The following is a 24,284-nucleotide window of genomic DNA, read 5'->3' as shown; positions in this document are numbered from 1 at the left end:
GAAGACGATGACCGGCATCCCGGACGCCATGACCAGGTTCCGCGCGGACCTCGACGCCGCCGTCACCAGGGCCGGCCGGGCCGCGGCCGCGGCCGGCGCGAGGACGGCGGCCCAGCGCGAGCGGAACCGGGAGCTGGCCGAGCGGGCCCGGGGGCGCGAGGTGCGGCCCGGGGCGCACGCGGCCACGTCGGCGGACGTCCAGCGCGTCGCCACCGGGTTCCGCGAGCACCGGGGCCTGCCGGTGGAGCAGTTGCCGCCCGCGGCCGAACTGCTCGCCCCCGCGGGGGAGAAATCGCGAGAGCAAACGGACGCGAATGCAAATCCAGTGCCGCCCGTCACTCCGCTGGGTTCTCGCGCGGTAGCCGGCCCGAGTGGCCGGCTACCGCAGGACACCGGCGATGACGAGGACTTTTCGCAAGCGCGAATCCTCTACTGACCGCGTTTGCTCCCTCAAACGTTTACTAGAGCAACTACTTCGAGGAAAAACGCGCCAGGGCGGAACCGGCCGTGGCAAGGTCTGCGTCGGAAGAGGCGTACGAACCAAGAACGCCTGAACGCGAAGACCTAGGGGGTCGCACCCAATGAGTGGCTTTCAGACTGGACATTCCGAACTGGTCAAGGGCGCCGAGGACATCCTCAACGTCGACGAGTCGGTTCAGGGCATCCTGAAGCAGCTCGCCGGCACCGTCGACGGCCTGTCCAGCGCTTGGTCCGGTAGCGCCGCCCTGGCGTTCACCAACCTGATGGAGCGCTTCAACGCGGACGCCCAGAAGCTGCACACCGCGCTGGTGGAGATCGCCGAGCAGATGAGCGGCACCGCCGCCACCTACCTCAACCAGGACCAGGACCAGGACCAGGTGATGTCGAGCATCGCCAACCGCCTCAACGGCTGATTCGCCGGGCAACTCCTGTTCTCTTCCGCTCCACCTGCTTTTCGCTTCTTCCTGACTTGCCTTTAAGAGGGGAATCATGGTCGACACCAACCGCATCAAGGTCAGCTTCGGCGAAATGTCGAGCTCGGGCTCCGCGATCCAGAGCCAGGCGAACCAGGTCCAGTCCGAGCTGGACAGCCTGAAGTCCCGCCTCGCGCCGCTCATCGCCCAGTGGGACGGTGGCGCGTCCACCGAGTACCAGGCCCGCCAGAAGGAGTGGGACGAGGCCGCCGCCGGCATCCAGCAGGTGCTGGCCAGCATCGCGACCGCCGTCCTCCAGGCCGGCGAGGCCTACCAGGCCGCTGAGCAGCAGAACGCCCAGCGCTGGGGCGGCTGATCGCCCTCGGCGCACAGCGCCACCGCGGGCCCCGGAACTCGACGTCGGTTCCGGGGCCCGCGTCTGTTCGCCCCCTGCTCGTACTGCCCCGCTGCTCGTCGGCCCGCCGCTCATGCGGCCGCCGCCTGCCGGGCCGGCCGCCTGTCCGGCTCACCGCCTGTCCGGCCCGCTGCTTGCCGCCCGCCGCCCGCTCGGCCCGCCACCTGCCCGCCCGCCGCCCGCTCGGCCCGCCACCTGCCCGCCCGCCGCCCGCTCGGCCCGCCACCTGCCCGCCCGCCGCCGTTCGGCCCATCGCCGTTCGGCCCGCCGCGTCCCGGCCCGCCGCTCGCCCGCCCGCCGCGGCCTGTCCGGCTGTCGCCCGCTCAACCGCCTCGAACCGCGCGGCGCGAGCCCTCCCGGGGCCGTGCAAGAGCTATGACCGGGGCCACACGGCCGACCTGCAAGGGCAGGTAGGACCCCCTTGGAGGGGCCCGTTTTGACCGGCCCAACCCCACCCGGTATCTTCTTACGTTGTTGTGCGGTACTCGGTGCGCAGTAGCGTGCCTGTGTTCTGGTCCTCTGCCCACCTGGGGTCTCTGGCCTGAGCAACCGCCGCGATGACCCCAGACGCAAGTGACGACGAGGTAGACCCGTGCGCACGTACAGCCCGAAGCCCGGCGAGGTGACCCGAGCCTGGCACGTGATCGACGCCCAGGACCTGGTGCTCGGTCGGCTCGCCACCCAGGCCGCGACGCTGCTGCGCGGCAAGCACAAGCCGACTTACGCACCCCACGTTGACACCGGTGACTTCGTCATCGTCATCAACGCGGACAAGGTCGCGTTGACCGGCAAGAAGCGTGACCAGGAGTTCGTGTACCGGCACTCCGGCTTCCCGGGCGGCCTGCGTCAGCAGTCCTTCGGCGATGTGCTCGACACCCGTGCCGACCGCCTGGTCGAGAAGGCGATCAAGGGCATGCTGCCCAAGAACCGCCTCGGCCGCGCCATGGCGGGCAAGCTCAAGGTCTACACGGGCCCGAACCACCCGCACGCTGCGCAGCAGCCGCAGCCGTTCGAGATCAAGAAGGTCGCCCAGTGACCGAGCCGCAGCAGACCGAGGACACCGACGTGACCACCCCTGAGGCCGACCTCGACGCCGTCGAGACGACCGACGTCGACGAGGCCGTGGAGGCCGACGCCGCCGAGGCCGAGACCGCTGAGACCGAGGCCGTCGAGGCCGACGCCGACGCCGTTGAGGGCGACGCCGCCGAGGGCGACGAGGCCGCCGAGGCCGAGGACGCGCCGGCGCCCGTCCGCCACACCCTGAACGCGGGTGCGCACCACCTGGCGCAGACCGTTGGCCGCCGCAAGGAGGCCATCGTCCGCGTCCGGCTCATCCCGGGCACCGGCAAGTTCACCCTGAACGGGAAGACGCTGGAGCAGTACTTCCCGAACAAGGTGCACCAGCAGCTCATCCGCGAGCCCCTGGTGACCACCGAGAAGCCCGAGACCTTCGACGTCGTGGCGAACCTGCGCGGCGGCGGCACCACCGGCCAGGCCGGTGCGCTGCGCCTCGCGATCGCCCGCGCGCTGATCGCCGTCGACTCCGAGGACCGCCCGGTGCTGAAGAAGGCCGGCTTCCTCACCCGCGACCCCCGGGTCAAGGAGCGGAAGAAGTACGGTCTGAAGAAGGCCCGCAAGGCGCCTCAGTACAGCAAGCGCTGACCTCCGGGTCCAGCGAGCACCATCCTGCGGGAGCAGTCAGTTCTTCGTCGAACTGCTGCTCCCGCAGTGCATTTCGCCCCTTGTTGTTCACGTCACCGGAGGTCACGGCGATCATGGCTCGGCTGTTCGGCACCGACGGCGTCCGCGGACTCGCCAACGGGGAGCTGACCCCCGAACTCGCGCTGTCCATCGCCGCCGCGGCGGCGCGCGTACTGGCCGAGCACGACCGGTCGCACCGCCCGGTCGCGGTGGTCGGCCGCGACCCGCGGGCCAGTGGCGAGATGCTGGAGGCGGCCGTGGTGGCGGGCCTCACCTCGGCGGGCGCCGACGTCCTGCGGGCGGGTGTGCTGCCCACGCCGGCCGTCGCGCACCTGGTGTCCTCGCTGGGCGCCGACGTCGGCGTGATGATCTCCGCCTCGCACAACCCGATGCCCGACAACGGCATCAAGCTCTTCGCCGCGGGCGGGCACAAGCTGCCCGACGCCGTGGAGGACGAGATCGAGCAGAAGATGGGCGAGCGGTCCCACCGCCCGACCGGCGCGGGCGTCGGCCGGGTGCGCGACGTCGAGGACGCCGAGGGCCAGTACGTGCAGCACCTGCTGAAGGTGACGCCGCACCGCCTGGAGGGCCTGAAGGTCGTGGTGGACTGCGCCAACGGCGCGGCGTCGGTGGCCGCGCCGGACGCCTACCGCCGCGCGGGCGCCGAGGTGGTCGAGATCCACGCGAGCCCGGACGGCCTGAACATCAACGACGGCTGCGGCTCCACCCACCTGGACCAGGTGCGCGCGGCCGTGCTGGAGCACGGCGCGGACCTGGGCATCGCGCACGACGGCGACGCGGACCGCTGCCTGGCCGTGGACGCGAACGGCGACGACGTGGACGGCGACCAGATCATGGCCGTGCTCGCGCTGGCCATGAAGGACTCGGGCGAGCTGACCGACAACACCCTGGTCGCCACCGTCATGAGCAACCTGGGCCTGCACATCGCGATGCGCGAGGCGGGCATCGAGCTGAAGACCACCGCGGTCGGCGACCGGTACGTGCTGGAGGAGCTGCGCGCGGGCGGGTACGCGCTGGGCGGCGAGCAGTCCGGGCACGTGGTGCTGCCCGCGCACGCCACCACCGGCGACGGCCTGCTGACCGCCCTGCGCCTGATGGCGCGCGTGGCCGAGACCGGCAAGCCGCTGGCCGAGCTGGTGGGCGTGATGCGCCGGCTGCCGCAGGTGCTGGTCAACGTCGTGGTGACGGACAAGGCGGCGGTGGCCGAGGACACCGCGGTGAAGGACGCCGTGGCCGACGTCGAGGCCGAGCTCGGCGACACCGGCCGGGTCCTGCTGCGCCCGTCGGGCACCGAGCAGCTGGTGCGGGTGATGGTGGAGGCCGCCACCCACGAGCTGGCGGAGTCCGCCGCCCAGCGGCTGGCGGGCGTGGTTTCCGCGGTGCGCTGAACCCCGGGGCCGGGTGCGCCCGCCGACCCTCCCCGCCAGGGGTGAGTTCCGCTTCGCGAAGGCAACCGGCTGGGCCGAACGGCCCTTGTCCGCCCGCCGGTCCTGGGACCCTCGTCCCCGGAACCCGGAGGGGCGCGGTCGCGTCTGACCGGGGACGAGGGGAGGCGGAGGCATGGCAGGCTTCGGCGTCGGGCCGGGTGAGCTCCAGGGCGTTGCCAAGCAGTACGAGGACCACGGTGCGGACATCACGCAGTTGAAGGGCGCCGTGACCCCGTCCGTCGGCGCGGGCCAGGTGGGTCGGAAGTTCCGGGGCACCGAGACGAAGTACAAGTCGTACTTCGACCGCCTCCAGGCGAGCATGGAGACGTTCGGGCGTGAGGCGACCAACGTCGCGCTGCGCCTGAAGGACGTGGCCAAGGCGTACGAGAGCAACGAGTCCGCCACGTCCGACCAGTTCAGGGGGTAGCGGCGGTGGCCGACCAGAACGAGATCAAGCAGCTCCTCGACGACCCGAACGTCACGCCGGAGACCAAGAAGGAACTGGTCCGCGCGCTCGCCGGCTCGGGCGCGAGCGAGGACGACGTCCGCCGCTACGCCGAGGCGAACGGCGTCGACGTCCCGAACGACCCCGGTCTGCTCCAGCACGGCGCCGGCATCCTGCTCGCCCCCGTCACCGGCGGCGCGAGCGTCGCCTACAACGCCGGCCAGGAGGTGCGGCACGGCGACTGGACCATGGAGGGCGGCGAAGCCGACGACCTGGTCGGCAAGGCCAAGGAGGAGCGCGAGCTCGGCAGCACGCAGAAGGTGCTGAACGAGACCGGCGACTTCCGCACGTCCGACGAGCTGCTCGACGCCGGCGCGCCGGGCCTGCGGTTCTTCGAGAAGTTCATCCCGATCTACCAGGAGGCCGCGCCGCTCGCCGGGCACGGCGGCCAGGCGCCCGACCTCAAGACCTACGTCTACCGGAACTACGACGAGGTCCGCGAGATCGACCTCGGCAAGTTCCGCGAAGACGCCGACAAGATCAACAAGACCGTCGCCGAGCTGGACAACCACGAGAACGGCCTCGGCACGGCGTGGAACGGGCTGGCCTCCTGGGAGGGCGACGCGGCCAACGCCGCCAACGCCTACAACGGCAAGTTCCTCAACACCGCGGGCACGTTCATCCAGGACGCGAAGGGCGCCCCGGGCACGATCACGGCCGCCGCGAGCACGATCCAGCAGCAGGTCAAGGAGTACGCGCAGCACGTCCACGACCTGTACTCCGAGCAGTGCGGCGGGTTGACCGTCGACGCGGCCAAGGAAGCCATCCGGCAGGCCAAGGGCGACATCTTCGAGAACGACGCCGGCATCCTCGACTGGCTCTCGGGCGTGCCCGGCCCGTTGACCGGCGCGGTGCTCGGCGCCCTCTGCGGCGGCCCGCTGGGGATGCTCGCCGGCCTGGGCTGGGGCAGCTGGATCAGCGACGCCCGCAACTCGATCATCAACGAGGCCAAGCAGAAGCTGAAGGCCCTCTGCGAGGAGTTCGACAGCAAGAAGCAGGCGTTCGACGGGTACTGCCAGACCGTGCAGACCGGCGTCCAGGGCGCCTACGACACGATATTCGGCCAGCTCGACGCCCAGCTCAAGGACCAGCCGTTCGGCCAGGTCGGCGACCCGCCGTCGTTCACGGGCGACCAGGGCGGCCGGGACAAGGTCCAGCAGCCCGGCGGTGGCGGTGACAGCCCCGGCGGCGGTGGCGGCGGCACGCCCGGTGGCGGTGGCGGCACCCCCGGGGGCGGCGGCGGTGGCACGCCCGGTGGCGGTGGCGGCTCGCCGGCGGAGATGCCCAAGCCGCCGGAGAACCCGCTCGACAAGGACGGCGACGGCAAGCCGGACGTGCCGGGCGACACCGACGGCGACGGCAAGCCCGACGACCTCGACGGCGACGGCAAGCCCGACGACCCGGGCGTGAAGCCGGACGGCCTCAAGGGCGAGGAGGAGCCCGAGGTCGTCACGATCCGCAGCGGCGACAACGAGATCAAGGTCACCGAGCCGGACGCCAACGGCCACGTGCAGATCACCGTCGACACGCCGACCAGCGAGCCGAAGACCTTCGACGTCGACTTCAGCGAGAACCCCGACGCGGTGAACGCCCTGCTGGGCCAGAACGGGGCCGCCGCGCTCGCCGGTGCGACGCCGGTCACGTCCGGAGCCGCGCCCGGCGCGACGCCGGGCGGCGCGCAGGGCGGCCCGATCGCCGGCGGCGCGGACGGCGCCACCCCGATCCGGGCGGGCGAGGACGGCAAGGCGCTGATCGAGGTGGACGGCCTGTCGATCACCGCCGAGGTCGACCCGCTGACCGGCGAGGTCAACCTGTCGGTGGACAACGGCGACGGCACGCCCGACGAGTACGGCGTGGCGTTCGGCGAGGACGAGCCCGAGGGCACACCGGGCATCCCCGGCCTGGACGGCGCGATCCCGGTGCCGGGCGAGGCCGGCGGGCCGGGTGACGTGCGCACAATGCCCGAGGTCGGCGTCGGCGTCAGGGGCGGCGCGGAGCCGATCACCACCATGCCCGCGCCCGACACCGGCGGCTTCCAGCCGGAGCCCGCGATCGGCTTCACCGAGCCGGGCGCCGCTCCGGCCTTCACGGAGCCCGCTGCCGCCCCGGCCTTCACGGAACCCGCCCCGGCCTTCACGGAACCCGCTGCCGCCCAGGCCTTCGCGAGCCCCGCCCCGACCTTCGTGGAGCAGGCCCCGACCAACCCGACCCCGGCCCACAACGCGTCCGGCGGCTTCACGGCCCCCGCCGGCTTCGCCGAACCGCCGTCGGCGGGCTACGGGCAGTCGTTCAACCAGCCCGTCCAGTCCGGTTTCGACGGTGGGTTCGCGTCGTCGTCGTCGCCGTCGTCGTCCGCGGACACGACCAGCGCCTCGGGCGTCTCGATGTTCGGCGACAGCTCGTTCAACGCCGCGGACTCGGTCCTCGGCGGCTCGGGCACGGGGGACAACCCGTGGAGCGGCCCGACCGCGGACCCGGCCGACCAGGGCCTGGCCGACACGAACGCCTCCCAGGCGGGCCAGCCGGGCTCGGCGAGCCTGCCGTCCATGCAGGACGGTGGCCAGCCCGGTGGCCAGCCCACCGCCGGCGGCATGATGGGCGGCGGGATGATGGGCGGCGGCATGGCGGGCGGCGGCCAGCAGCAGAGCGGCGACACCGAGCGCAGCCCCGGCCAGTGGCGGACCACCGGCTCGCTGTTCGACGACGACCTGAACCTCAGCCGGGTGCAGGGCGTGCTGGGTGACGAGGGAGGCCGGTAGCGGTGGGCGTCATCGAGGTGGACCCGAAGGTCCAGGCGGCGTTCGACGAGCAGGTCGCCGCGGCCCGGCGGGCCAACGCCGAGGTCACCGGCGCGCTCAAGGCGGACCAGGAGCGCCTGGCCGCCGAGGCCCGGGAGCGCGAGGCCCGCGCCGCCGCCGACCGCGACCGGTTGCGCGACCAGGCCGAGCAGGTCGCGGCGAAGGGCGACAAGCCGCAGCGCCAGCCCCAGTGGGCCTCGGGCCCGCAGCGAGGCGCGGGCGAACTGGCCTTCGGTCCCGAGGAGGAGGACGAGGCGGCGCCGCAGACGGCACCGCTGCGCCGGCTCGCGCCCCCGCCCCCGGCGGTCCACCAGCCGCCGCCCCCGCCACCGGCCGCCAGGCACCGCCGCCCGACCCCGGCCGACGATGACGACGACCTGAGCGGCCAGAGCTGGCTGACCTGACCTGATCAGCTGTCGCCTGTGGACGAGTTGTCCACAGGCGACTCCTCGGCGACCGGTTTCGTCGGTCATGGCCGGCAGAATGAGAACAGGGGACCCCAGGCGGGGACCCCTGCGCGAGCGCGGCCGGCGGTGTTGGCGGTGCGGCCCGACCAGCGTCCCGGCCGGCAACCGGGCAGGGGGCTCGGCAGGCAACCGGGTGAGCGGGCTCGACCGGCAACCGGGCAAGGAGCCCAGCAGGCAACCGGGCAGGGGGTTCAGCAGGCAACCGGGCAGGGGGCTCGGCAGGCAACCGGGTGAGCGGGCTCGACCGGCAACCGGGCAAGGAGCCCAGCAGGCAACCGGGCAGGGGGTTCAGCAGGCAACCGGGCAGGGGCCCAGCAGGCAACCGGGCAACAGGCCCCGGCCGGCACCTCAGCTGCGCGCCAGCGGCCCCCGCTGGTAGGCCAGCACGGCGCCCTTCACGTCACTGTCCAGCAGCGCGTCCCACTGCCTCTCGCCCTTGACCACCCGCAGCAGGAACGCCGTGATCAGCGCCCTGGCCAGCTTCTGCGCCGCCCGCTCGCCCTTCCCGTCCAGCAGCAGCTCGCTCCAGTGCCGCCCCTCGGCGAACCCGAGGTGGCTCGCCTTGGGCAGCGTCCTCAGCTGCACCGGCCCCAGCCACGCCTCGGCGATCGCCTCCGCGTGCCCGACGGGCGGTGCGATGCGGTCTGCGCCGGCCGCCACGTGCAGGCCGGGGACCGAGACCCGGCGCGCCGCGTCGAGGGCGGACGGGCGGGTCTCGGATGCGGCGAACGTCACCACCGCCCGCACCCGTTCGTCGTCGGCGGCCGCCAGCACCGCCGCGCCGCCGCCCATCGAGTGGCCCGCCACGGCCAGCCGCTCCGGGTCGACGCTGATGTCGCCGTCGCCGAGGCGCACGCCGGTGCAGATGTCGAGGGTCGTGCGCAGGTTGCCGGCGAGCAGGCGCGCCGACATCAGCGGTCCGCGCTGGGTGCCCGGCGCGGCGGCCACGAAGCCCCACGACGCCAGGTGCCGCAGCAGCGCCCGGTACCGCTCGACGGGCTGCAACCAGCCGTGGGCGAACGCCACGGCGGGCAGCCCCAGGCCGGAGGCCGGGGTGTAGACGAGGCCGGGCAGGCCCACGAGGGCGAGGTCGCCGCGCAGCACGGCGTGCCCGCCTGGCCTGCTGAGCTGGTCGAGCACCTGCTTCGCCGAGTAGCCGCTCACCGCGTGAACGGTAGTCGATCGCCGCCCATCGCGATTGGTCTAAACCAAATAGGGGGTCGACCTGCGGAAACGGTCGCGAGTGGGCCTCGAAGATCGCCCCGCTGGTCTGGTTACGCTGTGCGGCGTGTGCGGAATCGTGGGATATGTGGGACACCGCCCGGCGCTGGACGTCGTGCTCGACGGCCTGCGGCGCCTGGAGTACCGGGGGTACGACTCGGCGGGCGTCGCCGTGCTGGACGGCGAGGGCGGCCTGGCCGTCGAACGGCGGGCCGGTCGCCTGAGCAACCTGGAGACCCGGCTGGACGAGGTCGGCCGCGAGGCCTTCGCGGGCACGGCGGGCATGGGCCACACCCGCTGGGCCACCCACGGCGCGCCGGTCGACCGCAACTCCCACCCCCACCGCGACGCGACGGGCCGGGTCGCGGTCGTCCACAACGGCATCATCGAGAACTTCGCCGCCCTCCGCGCCGAGCTGGAGGCCGACGGCGTGGAGATGACCAGCGACACCGACAGCGAGACCACCGCGCACCTGATCGCCCGCGCCTACGACCGGGGCGACACCCGGGGCGACCTGGTGGCCAGCGTGCGCGCCGTGGTCCGCCGCCTGGAGGGCGCGTTCACCCTCGTCGTCACGCACGCCGAGCAGCCGGACCTGGTCGTCGCCGCCCGCCGCTCCTCGCCGCTGGTCGTCGGCGTCGGCGAGGGCGAGACGTTCGTGGCCAGCGACGTGTCGGCGTTCATCGAGCACACCCGCGAGGCCGTCGAGCTGGGCCAGGACCAGGTCGTGGTGATCGACCGCGACGGCTACTCCGTGACCGACTTCGACGGCGAGGAGGCCGTGGCCAAGCCGTTCACGGTCAACTGGGACCTGTCGGCCGCCGAGAAGGGCGGCCACGAGTACTTCATGCTCAAGGAGATCGAGGAGCAGCCCGAGGCGCTGGCCAACACGCTGCGCGGGCACTTCGTCGACGGCCGGATCGTGCTGGACGAGCAGCGGCTGTCCGACCAGGACCTGCGCGACGTGGACAAGGTGTTCGTGGTCGCCTGCGGCTCGGCCTACCACTCCGGCCTGGTCGCCAAGTACGCCATCGAGCACTGGACGCGGCTGCCCGTCGAGGTCGAGCTGGCCAGCGAGTTCCGCTACCGCGACCCGGTGCTCGACCGCGACACCCTCGTGGTCGCCGTCTCCCAGTCCGGCGAGACCGCCGACACGCTGGAGGCCGTCCGGCACGCCCGCGCGCAGAAGGCCCGCGTGCTGGCGGTGTGCAACACCAACGGCGCGCAGATCCCCCGCGAGTCCGACGCCGTGCTCTACACGCACGCGGGCCCGGAGATCGGTGTCGCGTCCACCAAGGCGTTCCTCGCCCAGATCGCGGCGAACTACCTGGTCGGCCTGGCCCTGGCGCAGGCGCGCGGCACCAAGTACCCGGACGAGGTGGCCCGCGAGTTCCACGAGCTGGAGAGCGCCGCGTCGGCCGTGCAGGAGGTGCTGGGCACCGTCGAGCGGGTCCGCGCGCTCGGCCGCGAGCTGGCCGACTCCAAGGCGGTGCTGTTCCTCGGCCGCCACGTCGGCTACCCGGTGGCCCTGGAGGGCGCGCTCAAGCTCAAGGAGCTGGCGTACATGCACGCCGAGGGCTTCGCGGCGGGCGAGCTGAAGCACGGCCCGATCGCGCTGATCGAGGAGGGCCTGCCAGTCGTCGTGGTCATGCCCTCGCCCAAGGGGCGCGCGGTGCTGCACTCGAAGCTCGTGTCGAACATCTCGGAGATCCAGGCCCGCGGCGCGCGCACCATCGTGATCGCCGAGGAGGGCGACGAGACGGTTCGCCCGTTCGCGGATCACCTGATCGAGGTGCCCGCGGTGCCGACGCTGCTCCAGCCGCTGGTCTCCACGGTGCCGCTCCAGGTGCTGGCCGCGGAGATCGCCCGCAGCCGTGGCTACGACGTCGACAAGCCGCGGAACCTCGCGAAGTCCGTCACGGTCGAGTAGGGCAGGCTGGTCGGCGTGCGCGGTCTGTGGACGACAGCTCGGGTCAGGTCGGCGGAGGAACGGGTGCTGGCGGCGACGCCGCCGGGCGCGCTGATGCGCCGGGCGGCGTTCGGCGTGGCGACGGTCGCGCTGGAGCTGCTCGGCGGCAGGCGGCGCGTCGGCCTGCTGGTCGGCGCGGGCAACAACGGCGGCGACGCCCTGTGGGCGGGCTACTACCTGCGCAAGCGCGGGGTGGCCGTGTTCGCCGTGCTGCTGTCGCCGGAGCGGGCGCACGCCGAGGGCCTGGCCGCGTTCCGGCGCGCCGGCGGCCGCCTGGTGGCGCGGCTGCCGCCGGTGGACCTCGCGGTGGACGGCATCGTCGGCCTGTCCGCCCGCGGTCCGCTGCGCCCGGACGCCGCCGAGCACGTCGCGGGCCTGGACGCGCCCGTGCTGGCCGTCGACCTGCCCAGCGGCGTCGACCCCGACACCGGCGCGGTCGACGGGCCGCACGTGCGCGCGCACACCACCGTCACGTTCGGCTGCCTCAAACCGGTGCACGCGCTGGCCGACTGCGGCGACGTGCGGCTGGTGGACCTCGGCCTCGACCCCGAGCTGGGCGGCCCCGACCTGCTCGAACTCGAACTCGACGACGTCGGCGCGGCCTGGCCCGCGCCCGGCCCCGAGGACGACAAGTACACCCAGGGCGTCACGGGCGTGGCCGCCGGCTCGGCCACCTACCCGGGCGCGGCCGTGCTGGCGACCGGCGCGGCCGTGCTGGCCACCTCCGGCATGGTCCGCTACGCCGGCGCCGCGGCCGACCACGTGCGGGCGCGCCGGCCCGAGGCCATCTGCACGGGCTCGATCACCGACGCGGGCCGCGTGCAGTCCTGGGTGGTGGGCCCCGGACTGGGCACCGGCCTGTCCGCGGAGGGGGTGCTGCGCGGCGTGCTGGAGGCGGGCGTCCCGGTGTGCGCGGACGCCGACGCCATCACCATGCTCGCCAACAACACCGACATGTGGGACGCCCGCGACCCCGACGCGCCGCTGGTGCTGACCCCGCACGACCGCGAGTACGAGCGCCTGGCGGGCCCGGTGGGCCCCGACCGGGTGGCCGCCGCGCGGCGCGCCGCCGAGGAGTTCAACGCCGTCGTGCTGCTCAAGGGCCACACCACGGTGGTCGCCGGACCCGACGGCCGGACCCTGGTCAACCGCGCCCGCACGTCGTGGGCGGCGACCGCGGGCTCCGGCGACGTGCTGTCGGGGATCCTGGGCGCGCTGCTGGCGGCGGGCCTCGACCCGGTGCTCGCGGCGGGCTGCGCGGCCAGGGTGCACGTCCTCGCGGCCGAGCTGGCCGCGGACGGCGCGCCGATCCCCGCGTCCGCGCTCCTCGACGCGCTGCCGGACGCGATCCGCGCCGTCCGGCCGCTGTGACACCATGAACGGCGTCATGGCTGCTCCCCGCGCTGAGGTCGTGATCGACCTCGACCACCTCCGGCACAACGTCGCCCACCTCGACGCCCTCGCGGCCGACGCCGACACCATGGCGGTGGTGAAGGCCGACGGGTACGGCCACGGCGCCGTGGAGGTCGCTCGGGCCGCGCTGGAGGCGGGCGCCACCTGGCTCGGCTCGTGCTCGCTCGCCGAGGCGCTCCACCTGCGCGCGAACGGCCTGACCGCGCCGGTCCTGGCCTGGCTCGACCCGCCCGGCACGGACTACGCGCCGGGCGTCGAGCAGGGCGTCGACCTGTCCGCGTCCTCGGTGCGGCAGCTGGACGGGATCGCCGCCGCCGCGCGCCGGGCCGGCCGCACCGCCCGCGTCCACCTGAAGGTCGACACCGGGCTGTCCCGCAACGGCTGCCCGCCCGCCGACTGGCCCGAGCTGGTCGAGCGGGCCGCGCGCACCCCGAACGTCGAGGTCCACGCCATCTGGTCGCACCTGGCCGTGGCCGACGAGCCGGGCCACCCCGGCACGGACGCCCAGGTCGAGCGCTTCGACGACGCCTTCCGCGCGGCGCGGGCCGCCGGGCTCGACCCGAGGCGGCACCTGGCCAACTCCGCCGCCGTGCTCACCCGACCCGACCTGCGCTTCGACCTGGTCCGGCCGGGCATCGCGATCTACGGCCTCAACCCGGTGCCGGTCCCGGCCGACCTGCGCCCGGTGATGACGTTCCGCTCGGTGGTCGCGCTCACCAAGCGCATCCCGGCCGGCGAAGCGGTGTCCTACGGCCTGACCTGGACCGCGAAGGACGACACCACCCTGGCCCTGGTGCCCGTCGGGTACGCCGACGGCGTGCCGCGCGGCCTGTCCAACCGGATGCACGTGTGGCTCAACGGCCGCAGGCACCCGCTCGTCGGCCGCGTCTGCATGGACCAGGTCATGGTCGACTGCGGCGACCACCCGGTGGCCGAGGGCGACGAGGTGGTGCTGTTCGGGTCCGGCGCGGACGGCGAGCCGACCGCCCGCGAGTGGGCCGACACCACCGGCACCATCGACTACGAGATCGTCACCGGCATGTACCGGCCCCGCGTCGCCCGCGCCTACCGGGGGCGGCGGTGAACACGCTGTGGAAGGCCGTCGGGTGGGCGGGCGGCGTGCTCGGGGCCGCGGCGACCGGCGTGGCGGTGGGCGTGGCCGCGAACCAGAAGAAGGTCTCGCACGACCGGCTCGCCCTCGACCCGCTGGCCGAAGAGCCGCTGGGCGAGCTGCCCGCGAGCCGCGAGTCCACGATCGACGCCGACGACGGCGTGCCGCTGTCGGTGCAGGAGGTCGACCCGGACGACGGCGGCGCGCCGGAGCTGACCACCGTCCTCGTGCACGGCTTCGCCCTGGACCGCCGCTGCTGGCACTTCCAGCGCCGGGACCTCGCGGCGCTGACCGGGCCGCGCGTCCGCCAGGTCCTCTACGACCAGCGCAGCCACGGCCGCTCGGGCCGCGCGCCCACCGGTTCCAGCACCATCGACCAGTGCGCCCGCGACCTCGACGCGGTGATCCGGGTGACCGCGCCCGACGGCCCGCTGGTGCTCGTCGGGCACTCCATGGGCGGCATGACGATCATGGCGCTGGCCGAGCAGCGGCCCGAGCTGTTCGCCGACCGGGTGCGCGGCGTCGCCCTGGTCGGCACGGCGGCGGGCGCGGTCGGCGGCGTGGGGCTGACCAAGTCGGTGCTGTCCCGGTACAACCCGGTGACGATGGGCGTCGGCAGGCTCGCCGGCCTCCAGCCCGGTCTGGTCGAGTGGGTCCGGGACCGGGCGTCGACGCTGACCTGGAGCGGCATCCGGTTGCTGGCGTTCGGCGACCACCACGTCAGCCCGTCGCTGGTCGACCTGATGGCGAAGATGATCAACGGCGTCCCGGTGCGGGTGCTCACGGAGTTCCTGGAGACCCTGGGCACGCACAACCGCTACAAGGCGCTGGCCGGTCTGCGGCACTGCGAGGTGCTCGTGATCAGCGGCGACGCGGACAAGCTGACGCCGTTCTCGCACGCCGAGCGGATGGCCGAGGAGATGCCGCACGGAGAACTGGTCCGCGTGCCCGGCGCGGGTCACATGCTCATGTTGGAACAGGCCGACCTCGTCACCGGGCACCTGGTCGGTCTGGTTCGGCGCAGTGCCGCCGAACGGTCGGAAAGCAGGCGGTCGTGGTGGCGACGAGCGTGACCCTCCCCGAGGTGGCGGACACCGAGGAGTTCGGGCGCAAACTGGGTGGCCTGGTGCGGGGCGGTGACCTCGTGCTGCTGTCGGGGCCGCTGGGCGCGGGCAAGACGGCGCTGGTGCGCGGCCTGGCCGCGGGCCTGGGCGTGACCGGCAGGGTCAGCTCGCCGACGTTCGTGATCGCGCGGGTGCACGACCCCGCGCCGGGGGGCCGGGGCGTGCCGCTGGTGCACGTCGACGCCTACCGGCTCGACGGCCACCTCGACGAGCTGGACGACCTGGACCTCGACACCGACCTGGTGGACGCGGTGGTGGCCGTGGAGTGGGGGGAGGGCGTCGCCGAGCGGCTCAGCGCCGACCACCTGCTGATCACGCTGGAGCGGCGGGACGACGACGTGCGGGTGGCGAACCTCCACCCGCACGGCGCGTGGGCGGACAGGCAACTGCCCTGTTGAATTGCGCCGCCTCCGGCGTCGCGGGCTCGGCCGCCTGAAGTCGGTCGCTCGCGACCTCTCCCACGACGATCGAAAAGCGTGATCGCCGTGGGAGGGGCCCCGAACGACCGACGCGGCCTCGCATGGTGGCGGCTTGGAGGTCGCGGGCTCGCGGGCTCGCGGGGTGACCGGGTCGCCGACGTTCGGTCACTGCGGTCGGAGTTCCCGCTTGAGCACCTTGCCCATGTCGTTGCGCGGCAGGGCGTCCAGGTAGCGGACCGCGCGCGGGCGCTTGTGCGGTGCCAGCAGGCGCGCCACGTGGTCGCCCAGCTCGTCCGGGGCGGGCGGCTCGCCCTGGGCCACCACCCACGCCACGACCCGCTCGCCCAGGTCCTCGTCGGGCTCGCCGGTCACCGCGACCTCGGCCACGGACGGGTGTTCCAGCAGCGCGTTCTCGATCTCGCCCGCGCCGATCTTGTAGCCGCCGCTCTTGATCAGGTCGGTGGCGCGGCGGCCGACGAGCCGCAGGTAGCCGTCCGGCTCGACCACGGCCAGGTCGCCGGTGCGGAACCAGCCGTCGCGGAAGGCGTCCCGGGTGGCGTCCGGGCGGTTCAGGTACTCCAGGAACAGGTTCGGGCCGCGCACCTCCACCTCGCCCGGCTCGTCGCCGACGACCCGCACCTCCACGCCGGGCAGCGGCAGGCCGACCGTGCCGGGCCGCCGGTCGCCGTCCGCGCGGACGCTGGTGTTCATCAGCGTCTCGGTCATCCCGTAGCGCTCGACCACGCGCTGGCCGGTCAGCGCCTCGACCCGCTCGTGCACCGCCGCGGGCAGCGGGGCCGAGCCGGACACCAGCAGCCGGGCGCGCCGGAACGCGCCCGCGTGCTCGGGCTCGTTCACGAGCCGGTGGTACATGGTGGGCACGCCGAACACGACCGTGCCGCCGCCCTCCACCGCCGCCGCGGCCTTCGCCACCGTGAACGTCCCCAGGTGGTGCACGGTCCCGCCGCGCCGCAGCACGCCGAGCACGCCCAGGCCCAGCCCGTGCACGTGGAACAGCGGCAGGCCGTGCACCACCACGTCGTCCCCGGTCCAGGCCCACGCCTCGGCCACCGCGTCCAGGTTGGACGCCAGGGCGCGGCGGGGCAGGACGACGCCCTTGGGCGGCCCGGTGGTGCCGCTGGTGTAGATGATCAGGGCGGGCGCCTCGCCGTCCGGCTCGGGCAGGTCGCCCCCCGGCCCGGACGGCAGCTCGTCGTCGATCACGAGGTCGGGCTCGCTGTCGCCCAGCACGTGGGCGAGCTCCCGCTCGCCGATCTTCGGGTTGAGCGGCACGACGGGCACCCCGGCCAGCAGCGCGCCCACGATCGCCACGCAGGTCTCGGGCGTGGACCGGGCCCACACCGCGACCCGGCGCCTGCCCCGGAGCCCGTGAGCGACCTCACGGGCCTCGGCGGCCAACTGCTCGTAGGTCAGCTCCCGCTCGGGGAAGCGCAGGGCGACTTTGTCGGGTGGTGAGGCCAACGCCGGCAGCAGCATCCCCACACCCTGTCGGCCCGCGCCGTAGCGCGCATCACAGATGTGGTTCGAGCCACGCCATGAGCTGCATCTTCGGCCGCGCCCCCACCGCCTGCGCCACCAGCTCGCCGTCCTTGTAGAGCTGGAGCGTCGGCGCGGACATGATCCGCTGGTCCCGAGCGGTCCTCGGGTTCTCGTCCGTGTCGAGCTTCGCCACCACCAGCCCGTCCAGCTCGCGGTCGATCTCGGCCAGCACCGGCTCCAGCATCCGGCACGGTGGGCACCAGTCGGCCCGGAACTCCACCAGCACCGTCCCGGTGCTCACCGCCTCGGTGAACGTCTCGTCGGTCAACGCCCGCACGGCCTGCTCCTCTGCTCGGCTTCCTCCAGTTGCGCGCGCACCCGCTCCCGCGCCGCGCCCAGCCGGGCGAGGCACTCGTCCAGCTCGGCCAGCTTGCGCCGGTAGACGGCCACCGACGCCGGGCAGGCGTCACCGCTCTCGTGGCCGTCGCGCAGGCACTGCACGAACGGGCGGGTGTCCTCCAGGGCGAACCCGATGCCGGTGAGCGAGCGGATCTCCCGCACCAGCCGCAGGTCGGCCTCGTCGTACTCCCGCTGCCCGTTGGCGTCGCGCCGCGCGGACAGCAGGCCGAGGGACTCGTAGTAGCGCAGCGCCCGGGTGGTCGTGCCACCTCGCCGCGCCAGTTCACCGATGCGCACGAAGCCGATCCTCCGCCTTGACGCGAACGTCAACGCAACCCCCAAACCAACCCGATACTCCGACCCCCACCCCCCGACCCCCACTCCACACCCACACCCACACCCCCGCGCTTCACCCCGCGCCCTGCGCCTCACCCCCCCGCGAGGCCGCGTCGGTCGTTCGTGACCCCTCCCACGGCGATCACGCTTTTCGATCGTCGTGGGAGAGGTCGCGAGCGGCCGACTTCAGGCGGCCGAGCCCGCGACGCCGGAGGCGGCGCAATCAGACAGAGCCCCACCTCTATCCTTCTTCGTTGTGCTCGTGCTCGCCTTGGATACCGCCACCCCCGCCGTCACCGCCGGTGTGGTGGAACTGACCGCCGACAGCTCCCCGCGCCTGCTCGCCCAGCGGGTGACGGTGAACCCGAAGGCGCACGGCGAGCTGCTGACCCCGCACCTCCAGGAGGCGCTGGCGGAGGCGGGCAGGTCGCCGGCCGACCTCGACGCGATCGTGTGCGGCTCGGGCCCCGGCCCGTTCACCGGCCTGCGCGTCGGCCTGGTCACCGCCGCCGCCCTCGGCCAGGCCCTCAACCGGCCCGTCTACCCGGTGCCGACCCCGGACGCCATCGCCCTGGACGCCCTCGCCCTGGACGCCGCGGCCGGCAAACCGCTGCTGGTGGCCACGGACGCGCGTCGCAAGGAGGTCTACTGGGCCGCCTACGACGCCGCCGGCCGCCGCACCGACGGCCCGCACGTGGACCGGCCCGCCGACCTGCCGCCGAAGCTGCCCGCGGTGGTGGTCGCGGCGGGTGAGGGCGCCGAGCTGTACGCCGACGTGCTGGGGCTGCCGGTGGTCGGGGCCCGCTACCCGTCGCCCGCGTCCCTGGTCGCCGCGGCGGCCGGTGAGCTCCTCGCGGGCGCCCGCCCGGCCGCGCTCACCCCGCTCTACCTGCGTCGACCCGACGCGGTCGAGCCGGTCGGCCGCAAGCGGGTGACGAAGGCGTGAGCGCCCGCACCGTCACCACCGCGCCGCTGCGGCACGAGGACGCCGCCCGGTGCGCGGAGATCGAGCGGGAGCTGTTCCCCGGTGACGACCCGTGGAGCGAGCAGGCCTTCCGCAGCGAGCTGGACAACGGCAACTTCTACGTCGGCGCGTACTCCGACGGGCAGCTGATCGGCTACGCGGGGCTGGGCCTGAACGACTTCGAGTCCAGCGTGCACACCCTCGCCGTGGACGAGGACTTCCAGGGCGGCGGCGTCGGCAAGACCCTGCTGCGCGCCCTGCTGGCCAAGGCCGACGAGGCCGGGTTGCCGGTGTTCCTGGAGGTCCGCACGGACAACGTGCCCGCGATCAACCTCTACCTGGCGCACGGCTTCGAGCACCTGGGCATGCGCCGCCGCTACTACCAGCCGTCGGGCGCCGACGCGTACACGATGGGAAGGCCCGCCAACCGTGACTGACCGGCTCATCCTCGGTATCGAGAGCTCGTGCGACGAGACCGGCGTCGGCATCGTCCGGCTCGGGCCCGACGGGGCGGTGGAACTGCTCGCCGACGAGGTCGCCTCCAGCGTCGAGGAGCACGCCCGCTTCGGCGGCGTCGTGCCCGAGGTCGCCTCGCGCGCCCACCTGGAGGCCATGGTCCCGACCATGCGCCGGGCCGTGGAGAAGGCGGGCGTCGAGCTGCGCGACGTGCACTCGATCGCGGTCACCGCGGGTCCCGGCCTCGCGGGCGCGCTGCTGGTGGGCGTGTCGGCGGCCAAGGCCTACGCGGCGGCGCTGGACAAGCCCCTCTACGGCGTCAACCACCTGGCCGGGCACGTCGCCGCGGACACCCTCCAGCACGGCCCGCTGCCGAAGCGGTGCCTGGCGCTGCTGGTGTCCGGCGGCCACTCGCAGCTGCTGATGGTCGAGGGCCTGGCCGAGCGGATCACCGAGCTGGGGTCCACCGTGGACGACGCGGCGGGCGAGGCCTACGACAAGGTCGCCCGGCTGCTCGACCTGCCCTACCCGGGCGGTCCGCCCATCGACAAGCTCGCCAAGCAGGGCAACGGGTGCGCGATCGCGTTCCCGCGCGGCCTGACCGGGCCCCGGGACGCCAAGTACGACTTCTCGTTCTCCGGCCTGAAGACCTCGGTCGCCCGGTGGGTGGAGCGGCAGGAGCGGGCGGGCGAGGAGATCCCGCTGGCCGACGTGGCCGCGTCGTTCCAGGAGGCCGTGGCGGACGTGCTGACCGCCAAGGCGATCCGGGCGTGCAAGGACCTCGGCGTGGACACCCTGGTGATCTCCGGCGGCGTGGCGGCCAACTCGCGGCTGTCCGGCCTGGCCGCCGAGCGGTGCGCCGAGGCGGGCATCGAGCTGCGCGTGCCGCGGCCCCGGCTGTGCACGGACAACGGCGCGATGATCGCGGCGCTGGGCGCGCACCTGGTCGCGGCGGGCGCCCAGCCGTCGCCGATGGACCTGTCCACCACGCCCGGCCTGCCCGTCGGCACGATCCAGGTCCTCTGAGCGGCCGTTCAGGGGGCCGGGGCTTCGTCGGGGTAGCCGGCGTACCCCGCGTCGAACGCCGCCGCGAACCCGTCCGGACCCAGCGCGGCCCGCACGGCGGCGGTGACCCGGTCCACGTCGCCGCGCCCGGCCGCGGGCAGCGGCACGCCGACCGAGTCGCCCGCCGCGGCCGCCGCGCCCAGCAGCCCGGCGGCCTCCGCCGGTTCGCCGCCCGCCGCCCGCGCACCGGCCAGGCCCTCCAGGCCCAGCGCGACCGCCCGCGGGTCGCCGGACCGCCTGGCCACCTCCAGGCCCTCGGACTGGAGCTCCAGCGCCCGCGCCGCGTCCCCGCGCAGCTCGGCCACGAACCCCAGCTCGGCCAGCACCAGCGTCGCGGACAGGTCGCCGCCGACCCGCTCGTGCCACGCCAGGACGCGCCGCAGGCGCTCCTCGGCCTCGTCCAGCAGGCCCTCCCGCCGCGCGCCCAGCGCCAACCCGGTCTCCGCGTACGCCTCGCCCGCTGAGAAACCCTGCTCCGCCGCGATCCGCCGCGCCCGCTCGTGCAGGTCGCGCGCCGCCGCGAGGTCGCCCTCCAGCAGCGCGACCCGCCCCAGCCAGGACAGCTTGTACGACACCTCCGGCCACGACCGCAGCTCCTCGGCCACCCGCAGGCCCTCCTGGTGCAGGGCGGTGGCGCGCGGGTAGTCGCCGCGCATCCCCGCGAGCGTCCCCAGCGCGAACGACGACTTCAGCCGACCCCACCGGTCACCCAGTTCGGAGAACAGCGCGGCGGACCGCTCGGCCGACTCCCGGGCCGGCTCGACCAGCCCGCGCGCCAGCGACTGGCTCACCAGGTCGGCGTGCGCGGCGGCCACGCCCCACCGGTCGCCCAGCTCCTCGAACGCCGCCAGGGCCTGCCCGGTCAGCGGCTCGGCACCGCGCATGTCCCCGGCCGTGCTCAGCACGTACCCGAGGAACCACCGCGCCCGCGCTCGCCGCAGCGGGTCCCCGATCCGCGCGGCGCCCTCCACCGAGCCCGGCTCGACCGCCTCGCCGGCGAGCACCCCGAGCCCGGAGCGCCAGGCGACCGCCTCGGGGTCGTCGCCGGTCAGCAGCCCGCGCGCCTCCCGCAGGTGCCCGCGCAGGAACCAGTACCAGGTCAGCGCCCGCGCCAGCCGGGCCGCGCCCGCGTCGTCCAGCACGTCGAACGCGGCCCGCAGGTTCGCCGCGTCGGCGTCGAGCCGGTCCAGCCACGCGAGCTGGTCGGGTCCGCGCAGCTCGGGCTCGGCCCGTTCGGCGAGGTCCAGGTAGAACTCGGCGTGCCGCCGGCGCACGGCGTCCAGCTCGCCCGCGTCGCGCAGCCGCTCCCGCCCGTAGTCGGCCACCGACTCCAGCAGCCGGAACCGGGGGACGCCGGTGTGCTCGGGCGCGACCACCAGCGACCGGTCGACCAGGCGGGTCACCGCGGCCGGCACGTCCGGGACCCCGTCACCGGCGCACACCGCCTCGGCGGCGTCCAACGCGCACCCGTCGACGTGCACGGACAGCCGGCGCAGCACCGCCCGCTCCGCGTCGTCGAGCAGGTCCCAGCTCCAGTCGATCACGGCGCGCAGGGTGCGGTGCCTGGCGGGCGCGTCGCGGTGGCCGGCCGCCAGGACGCGGAACCGGTCGCGCAGCCGGTCGAGCAGGGTGGTGACGCCCAGTCCGCGCACCCGCGTGGCGGCCAGCTCCAGCGCCAGCGGCAGCCCGTCGAGCCGGCGGCAGAGGGCCGCCACGACCGGCGCGTTCCCGGCGGTGAGGGCGAACCCGGGCGCGGCGGCGGCGGCCCGAGCCGCGAACAGCTCGACCGCGCTCGGCACGTCCAGCGGCGGGACCGCCCGGACCGTCTCGAAGGCCAGGTTCAGCGGCTCCTGGCTGGTGACCAGCACCCGCAGCCGGGGCGCGGTCCGCAGCAGCCGCGACACCAGCCCGGCCACCGGCTCGACCAGCCGCTCGCAGTTGTCGAGCACGAGCAGCGCGTCCCGGTTCCGCAGCGCGTCCACGACCCGGTCGACCGGGTCGGCCGGGTCGCCGAACCGGCCGCCGCCGTCGTCCCGGACCCCCAGCACGGCGGCGATCGCCGCGACGGCCTGGTCACCGCCACCGGCGCCGGCCAGCTCGACCAGCCAGACCCCGTCCGCCACGACCCCGCGCGCCACCTCGACGGCCAGGCTCGTCTTGCCCACCCCGCCGGGCCCGGTGAGGGTGAGCAGCCGCACCCGGTCGACCAGGCCCCGTAACTCCCGAACCGCCTCGTCCCGCCCGACCAGGCCGGTCACCGCCACCGGCAGGTTGGTCGCGGGCCGCCCGGCGACCACCTCGCCGCGCCCGCCTGCCGCCTCGCCGCGCCCGGCTCCCGGTGCCCCGCGCCCGAACCCGGGCAGGTCGGCGACCAGGGCCGGGTCCTGGTTCAGGATCGCCAGGTGCAGCGCGGCCAGCTCGGGCCCCGGCTCCAACCCGCGCTCCTCGGCCAACGACCTCCGCAGCTCGGCGTAGCTCTCCAGCGCCTCCGCCTGCCGCCCGGCCCGGTACAGCGCCCGCATGTGCGCACCGCGCAACCGCTCCCGCAGCGGGTGCCGCGCCACCTCCGCCGCCAGGTCGACCCCCGCCACCGGCCCCGACCCGATCGCCGCACCAGCCCCCGCCGCACCAGCCCCCGCCGCGCCGACCCCCGTCGCACCGACCTCGGCGAGCCGCTCCACCACCGCCAGCCGCTCCTCCGCCCACCGGCCCGCCAACCCCGACAGGAACGGCGCGTCCGCGAACTCGGCCAGCGGCTCGCCGCGCCACAGCCCCAGCGCCTCCGCGAGCCGCCCGGCCGCCGCCAGCTCCCGGAACCGCAGCAGGTCCAGCGAACCGGCGCCCACCCGCACCGCGTACCCGGTCGGCTCGCGCACGACCAGCGGCCCCAGCAGCCGCCGCAGCTGGGAGACCTTCGTCTGGAGCGTGTTCACCGGGCTGCCCGGCGGCCGGTCGCCCCACAGGTCGAAGACGAGCCGGTCCACCGACACCGGCCGCCCCTCGTGCGCCAGCAGGTCGGCCAGCAGCAGCCGCACCTTGGCCTCCGGCACCCGCACCGGCTCACCCGCCGGCGTCCACACCGCCAGCGCCCCCAACACCCCGAACCGCACGAGGGGCACCGTAGCCAACGACCCCCAGCGGACCCGCAGGGTTTCGTGCGCGCGGTCGAGCACCGTGGTGATCACCCGGACGAGGAGTGAGCGCACATGAGCAGCAAGACCCCGTTGACCTTCATCGGCCTCGGCCCCATGGGGCGGGCGATGGTCGACCGGTTCCTGGACGCGGGCCACCCGGTCACCGTGTGGAACCGCACCGCGAGCCGCGCCGACGGCGTGGCGGCCAGGGGCGCGACCCGCGCCGCGACCGCCGCCGAGGCCGTCGCGGCCAACCGGCTCGTGGTCCTGAGCCTGACCGACTACGCGGCGATGCACGCCGTGCTGGACGGCGCGGACCTGGCCGGCCGCGTCGTGGTCAACCTCAGCTCCGACACGCCGGACAAGACCCTCAAGGCCGCCGCGTGGCTGGCCGAGCGGGGCGCCGAGCTGGTCGTCGGCGGTGTGATGGTGCCGGCGGAGCTGGTCGGCGAGCCGGGCGCGTACGTGTTCTACAGCGGCCCGCGCGAGGTGTTCGACCGCCACCGGGACACCCTGGCGGTCATCGGCAGGCCGGACCACCTCGGCGAGGACCACACCCTGGCCCAGCTGTTCTACCAGGCGCAGCTGGACGTCTTCCTGACCGCGCTGGCGGGCATCCTGCACGGCGTCGCCCTGGTCGGCTCGGCCGGCGTGACCGCCGAGCGGTTCGCGCCCTACCTGAAGGACCTGGTCGGCTCGCTGGGCCTGTACCTGGACGAGGTCGTGCGGAGCGTCGACTCGGGCGAGCACGCCGGTGACCAGGCCAACGTCACCATGATGGGCGCCACGGCCGACCACATCGCGGGCGCCACCGAGGCCGCCGGCCTGGACGCCGCGCTGCCCGGGGCGGTCCAGTCGCTCTACCGCCGCGCCGTGGAGGCGGGGCACGGTCGAGACGGCTGGACCGCCCTGATCAACGTGATCCGGGCCGGCTGACCGACCCGCG

23 protein-coding genes are annotated in these 24,284 nt (G+C 74.6%); 18 read left to right on the top strand and 5 right to left on the bottom strand.

What is annotated here, in order from left to right; translation table 11 throughout:
* The first annotated feature begins 7 nt into the window (after window positions 1-7).
* From ABD223_RS11640 to ABD223_RS11600, 9 genes are all read left to right on the top strand, one after another.
* Complete coding sequence (locus tag ABD223_RS11640; protein WP_344036098.1) at window positions 8-436, top strand: hypothetical protein; 429 nt, start codon at window positions 8-10, stop codon at window positions 434-436.
* Window positions 437-581: 145 nt separating this feature from the next.
* The gene (locus ABD223_RS11635) at window positions 582-893 is read left to right on the top strand and encodes a WXG100 family type VII secretion target (protein WP_344036097.1); all 312 of its coding nucleotides are present in this window, start codon (window positions 582-584) and stop codon (window positions 891-893) included.
* 76 nt (window positions 894-969) lie between these two features.
* On the top strand, window positions 970-1,269 hold the full coding sequence (locus tag ABD223_RS11630; RefSeq protein ID WP_344036095.1) for a WXG100 family type VII secretion target: 300 nt from the start codon (window positions 970-972) through the stop codon (window positions 1,267-1,269).
* 631 nt (window positions 1,270-1,900) lie between these two features.
* Window positions 1,901-2,344, top strand: coding sequence for a 50S ribosomal protein L13 (gene rplM, locus ABD223_RS11625; RefSeq protein WP_344036094.1), 444 nt, complete (start codon window positions 1,901-1,903; stop codon window positions 2,342-2,344).
* The gene (gene rpsI / locus ABD223_RS11620; RefSeq protein ID WP_344036093.1) at window positions 2,341-2,970 is read left to right on the top strand and encodes a 30S ribosomal protein S9; all 630 of its coding nucleotides are present in this window, start codon (window positions 2,341-2,343) and stop codon (window positions 2,968-2,970) included. Before rplM ends, rpsI begins: the two co-directional genes overlap by 4 nt.
* A 113-nt stretch (window positions 2,971-3,083) precedes the next feature.
* On the top strand, window positions 3,084-4,418 hold the full coding sequence (gene glmM / locus ABD223_RS11615; protein WP_344036388.1) for a phosphoglucosamine mutase: 1,335 nt from the start codon (window positions 3,084-3,086) through the stop codon (window positions 4,416-4,418).
* Window positions 4,419-4,590: 172 nt separating this feature from the next.
* On the top strand, window positions 4,591-4,884 hold the full coding sequence (locus tag ABD223_RS11610) for a WXG100 family type VII secretion target (protein WP_344036091.1): 294 nt from the start codon (window positions 4,591-4,593) through the stop codon (window positions 4,882-4,884).
* 5 nt (window positions 4,885-4,889) lie between these two features.
* Window positions 4,890-7,721: a hypothetical protein gene (locus ABD223_RS11605; protein ID WP_344036090.1), complete on the top strand. Its 2,832-nt coding sequence runs from the start codon at window positions 4,890-4,892 to the stop codon at window positions 7,719-7,721.
* Window positions 7,722-7,723: 2 nt separating this feature from the next.
* Window positions 7,724-8,164, top strand: coding sequence for a hypothetical protein (locus ABD223_RS11600; protein ID WP_344036089.1), 441 nt, complete (start codon window positions 7,724-7,726; stop codon window positions 8,162-8,164).
* A gap of 411 nt (window positions 8,165-8,575) precedes the next feature.
* Here ABD223_RS11600 and ABD223_RS11595 read toward each other — a convergent pair whose 3' ends face one another.
* A complete protein-coding gene (locus tag ABD223_RS11595; protein WP_344036088.1) occupies window positions 8,576-9,391 on the bottom strand; it encodes a dienelactone hydrolase family protein in 816 nt (271 codons plus the stop codon).
* A gap of 124 nt (window positions 9,392-9,515) precedes the next feature.
* Here ABD223_RS11595 and glmS point away from each other — a divergent pair, with 124 nt between their 5' ends.
* From glmS to tsaE, 5 genes are read left to right on the top strand one after another with little or no spacing between them, the layout of a single operon-like run.
* Window positions 9,516-11,378, top strand: a complete 1,863-nt coding sequence (gene glmS, locus ABD223_RS11590; RefSeq protein WP_344036087.1) for a glutamine--fructose-6-phosphate transaminase (isomerizing) — start codon at window positions 9,516-9,518, stop codon at window positions 11,376-11,378.
* A gap of 15 nt (window positions 11,379-11,393) precedes the next feature.
* Window positions 11,394-12,788: an NAD(P)H-hydrate dehydratase gene (locus ABD223_RS11585; protein WP_344036086.1), complete on the top strand. Its 1,395-nt coding sequence runs from the start codon at window positions 11,394-11,396 to the stop codon at window positions 12,786-12,788.
* Between the two features lie 16 nt (window positions 12,789-12,804).
* Window positions 12,805-13,914 (top strand): alanine racemase, encoded by a 1,110-nt coding sequence (gene alr, locus ABD223_RS11580; protein ID WP_344036085.1) that lies wholly within the window; start codon window positions 12,805-12,807, stop codon window positions 13,912-13,914.
* On the top strand, window positions 13,911-15,014 hold the full coding sequence (locus ABD223_RS11575) for an alpha/beta fold hydrolase (RefSeq protein WP_344036084.1): 1,104 nt from the start codon (window positions 13,911-13,913) through the stop codon (window positions 15,012-15,014). Before alr ends, ABD223_RS11575 begins: the two co-directional genes overlap by 4 nt.
* Window positions 15,011-15,463 carry a tRNA (adenosine(37)-N6)-threonylcarbamoyltransferase complex ATPase subunit type 1 TsaE gene (gene tsaE / locus ABD223_RS11570; protein ID WP_344036083.1) on the top strand — a complete coding sequence of 151 codons (453 nt, stop codon included), beginning with the start codon at window positions 15,011-15,013 and terminating at the stop codon, window positions 15,461-15,463. Before ABD223_RS11575 ends, tsaE begins: the two co-directional genes overlap by 4 nt.
* Window positions 15,464-15,649: 186 nt before the next feature.
* Here the strand turns inward: tsaE and ABD223_RS11565 are convergent, their stop codons facing one another.
* From ABD223_RS11565 to ABD223_RS11555, 3 genes are read right to left on the bottom strand one after another with little or no spacing between them, the layout of a single operon-like run.
* Complete coding sequence (locus tag ABD223_RS11565; protein ID WP_344036082.1) at window positions 15,650-16,981, bottom strand: acyl-CoA synthetase; 1,332 nt, start codon at window positions 16,979-16,981, stop codon at window positions 15,650-15,652.
* Window positions 16,982-17,015: 34 nt separating this feature from the next.
* On the bottom strand, window positions 17,016-17,321 hold the full coding sequence (locus ABD223_RS11560) for a thioredoxin family protein (protein WP_344036081.1): 306 nt from the start codon (window positions 17,319-17,321) through the stop codon (window positions 17,016-17,018).
* Entirely contained in the window at window positions 17,309-17,680 is a 372-nt protein-coding gene (locus ABD223_RS11555; protein WP_344036080.1) for a MerR family transcriptional regulator, read from the bottom strand. The genes ABD223_RS11560 and ABD223_RS11555 overlap by 13 nt, the downstream gene beginning before the upstream one ends.
* Before the next feature lie 295 nt (window positions 17,681-17,975).
* Between ABD223_RS11555 and tsaB the strand changes: the two genes are divergently transcribed.
* Genes tsaB through tsaD form a run of 3 tightly spaced genes read left to right on the top strand, consistent with a single transcriptional unit; the run spans window position 17,976 to window position 20,165 of the window.
* Window positions 17,976-18,665, top strand: coding sequence for a tRNA (adenosine(37)-N6)-threonylcarbamoyltransferase complex dimerization subunit type 1 TsaB (gene tsaB, locus ABD223_RS11550; RefSeq protein WP_344036079.1), 690 nt, complete (start codon window positions 17,976-17,978; stop codon window positions 18,663-18,665).
* Window positions 18,662-19,120: a ribosomal protein S18-alanine N-acetyltransferase gene (gene rimI, locus ABD223_RS11545; RefSeq protein ID WP_344036078.1), complete on the top strand. Its 459-nt coding sequence runs from the start codon at window positions 18,662-18,664 to the stop codon at window positions 19,118-19,120. Before tsaB ends, rimI begins: the two co-directional genes overlap by 4 nt.
* Window positions 19,113-20,165, top strand: coding sequence for a tRNA (adenosine(37)-N6)-threonylcarbamoyltransferase complex transferase subunit TsaD (tsaD, locus tag ABD223_RS11540; RefSeq protein WP_344036077.1), 1,053 nt, complete (start codon window positions 19,113-19,115; stop codon window positions 20,163-20,165). Before rimI ends, tsaD begins: the two co-directional genes overlap by 8 nt.
* A gap of 8 nt (window positions 20,166-20,173) precedes the next feature.
* On the opposite strand, the gene ABD223_RS11535 is transcribed toward tsaD, so the two are convergent.
* Complete coding sequence (locus ABD223_RS11535) at window positions 20,174-23,410, bottom strand: AfsR/SARP family transcriptional regulator (protein ID WP_344036076.1); 3,237 nt, start codon at window positions 23,408-23,410, stop codon at window positions 20,174-20,176.
* Between ABD223_RS11535 and ABD223_RS11530 the strand changes: the two genes are divergently transcribed.
* Window positions 23,411-24,274 carry an NAD(P)-dependent oxidoreductase gene (locus ABD223_RS11530; protein WP_344036075.1) on the top strand — a complete coding sequence of 288 codons (864 nt, stop codon included), beginning with the start codon at window positions 23,411-23,413 and terminating at the stop codon, window positions 24,272-24,274. It begins immediately after the preceding gene.
* Window positions 24,275-24,284: the final 10 nt, after the last annotated feature.

Source organism: Saccharothrix xinjiangensis, assembly GCF_039527585.1.
Classification (GTDB): Bacteria; Actinomycetota; Actinomycetes; order Mycobacteriales; family Pseudonocardiaceae; genus Actinosynnema; species Actinosynnema xinjiangensis.
This window is presented reverse-complemented; position numbering and strand designations above follow the sequence as displayed.

Coding starts and splice junctions, on each gene's coding strand:
- ABD223_RS11530 (WP_344036075.1), top strand. CDS start 23,411: ATGAGCAGCAAGACCCCGTTGACCTTCATCGGCCTCGGCCCCATGGGG.
- ABD223_RS11635 (WP_344036097.1), top strand. CDS start 582: ATGAGTGGCTTTCAGACTGGACATTCCGAACTGGTCAAGGGCGCCGAG.
- ABD223_RS11640 (WP_344036098.1), top strand. CDS start 8: ATGACCGGCATCCCGGACGCCATGACCAGGTTCCGCGCGGACCTCGAC.
- ABD223_RS11565 (WP_344036082.1), bottom strand. CDS start 16,981: ATGCTGCTGCCGGCGTTGGCCTCACCACCCGACAAAGTCGCCCTGCGC.
- ABD223_RS11630 (WP_344036095.1), top strand. CDS start 970: ATGGTCGACACCAACCGCATCAAGGTCAGCTTCGGCGAAATGTCGAGC.
- alr (WP_344036085.1), top strand. CDS start 12,805: ATGGCTGCTCCCCGCGCTGAGGTCGTGATCGACCTCGACCACCTCCGG.
- ABD223_RS11610 (WP_344036091.1), top strand. CDS start 4,591: ATGGCAGGCTTCGGCGTCGGGCCGGGTGAGCTCCAGGGCGTTGCCAAG.
- glmM (WP_344036388.1), top strand. CDS start 3,084: ATGGCTCGGCTGTTCGGCACCGACGGCGTCCGCGGACTCGCCAACGGG.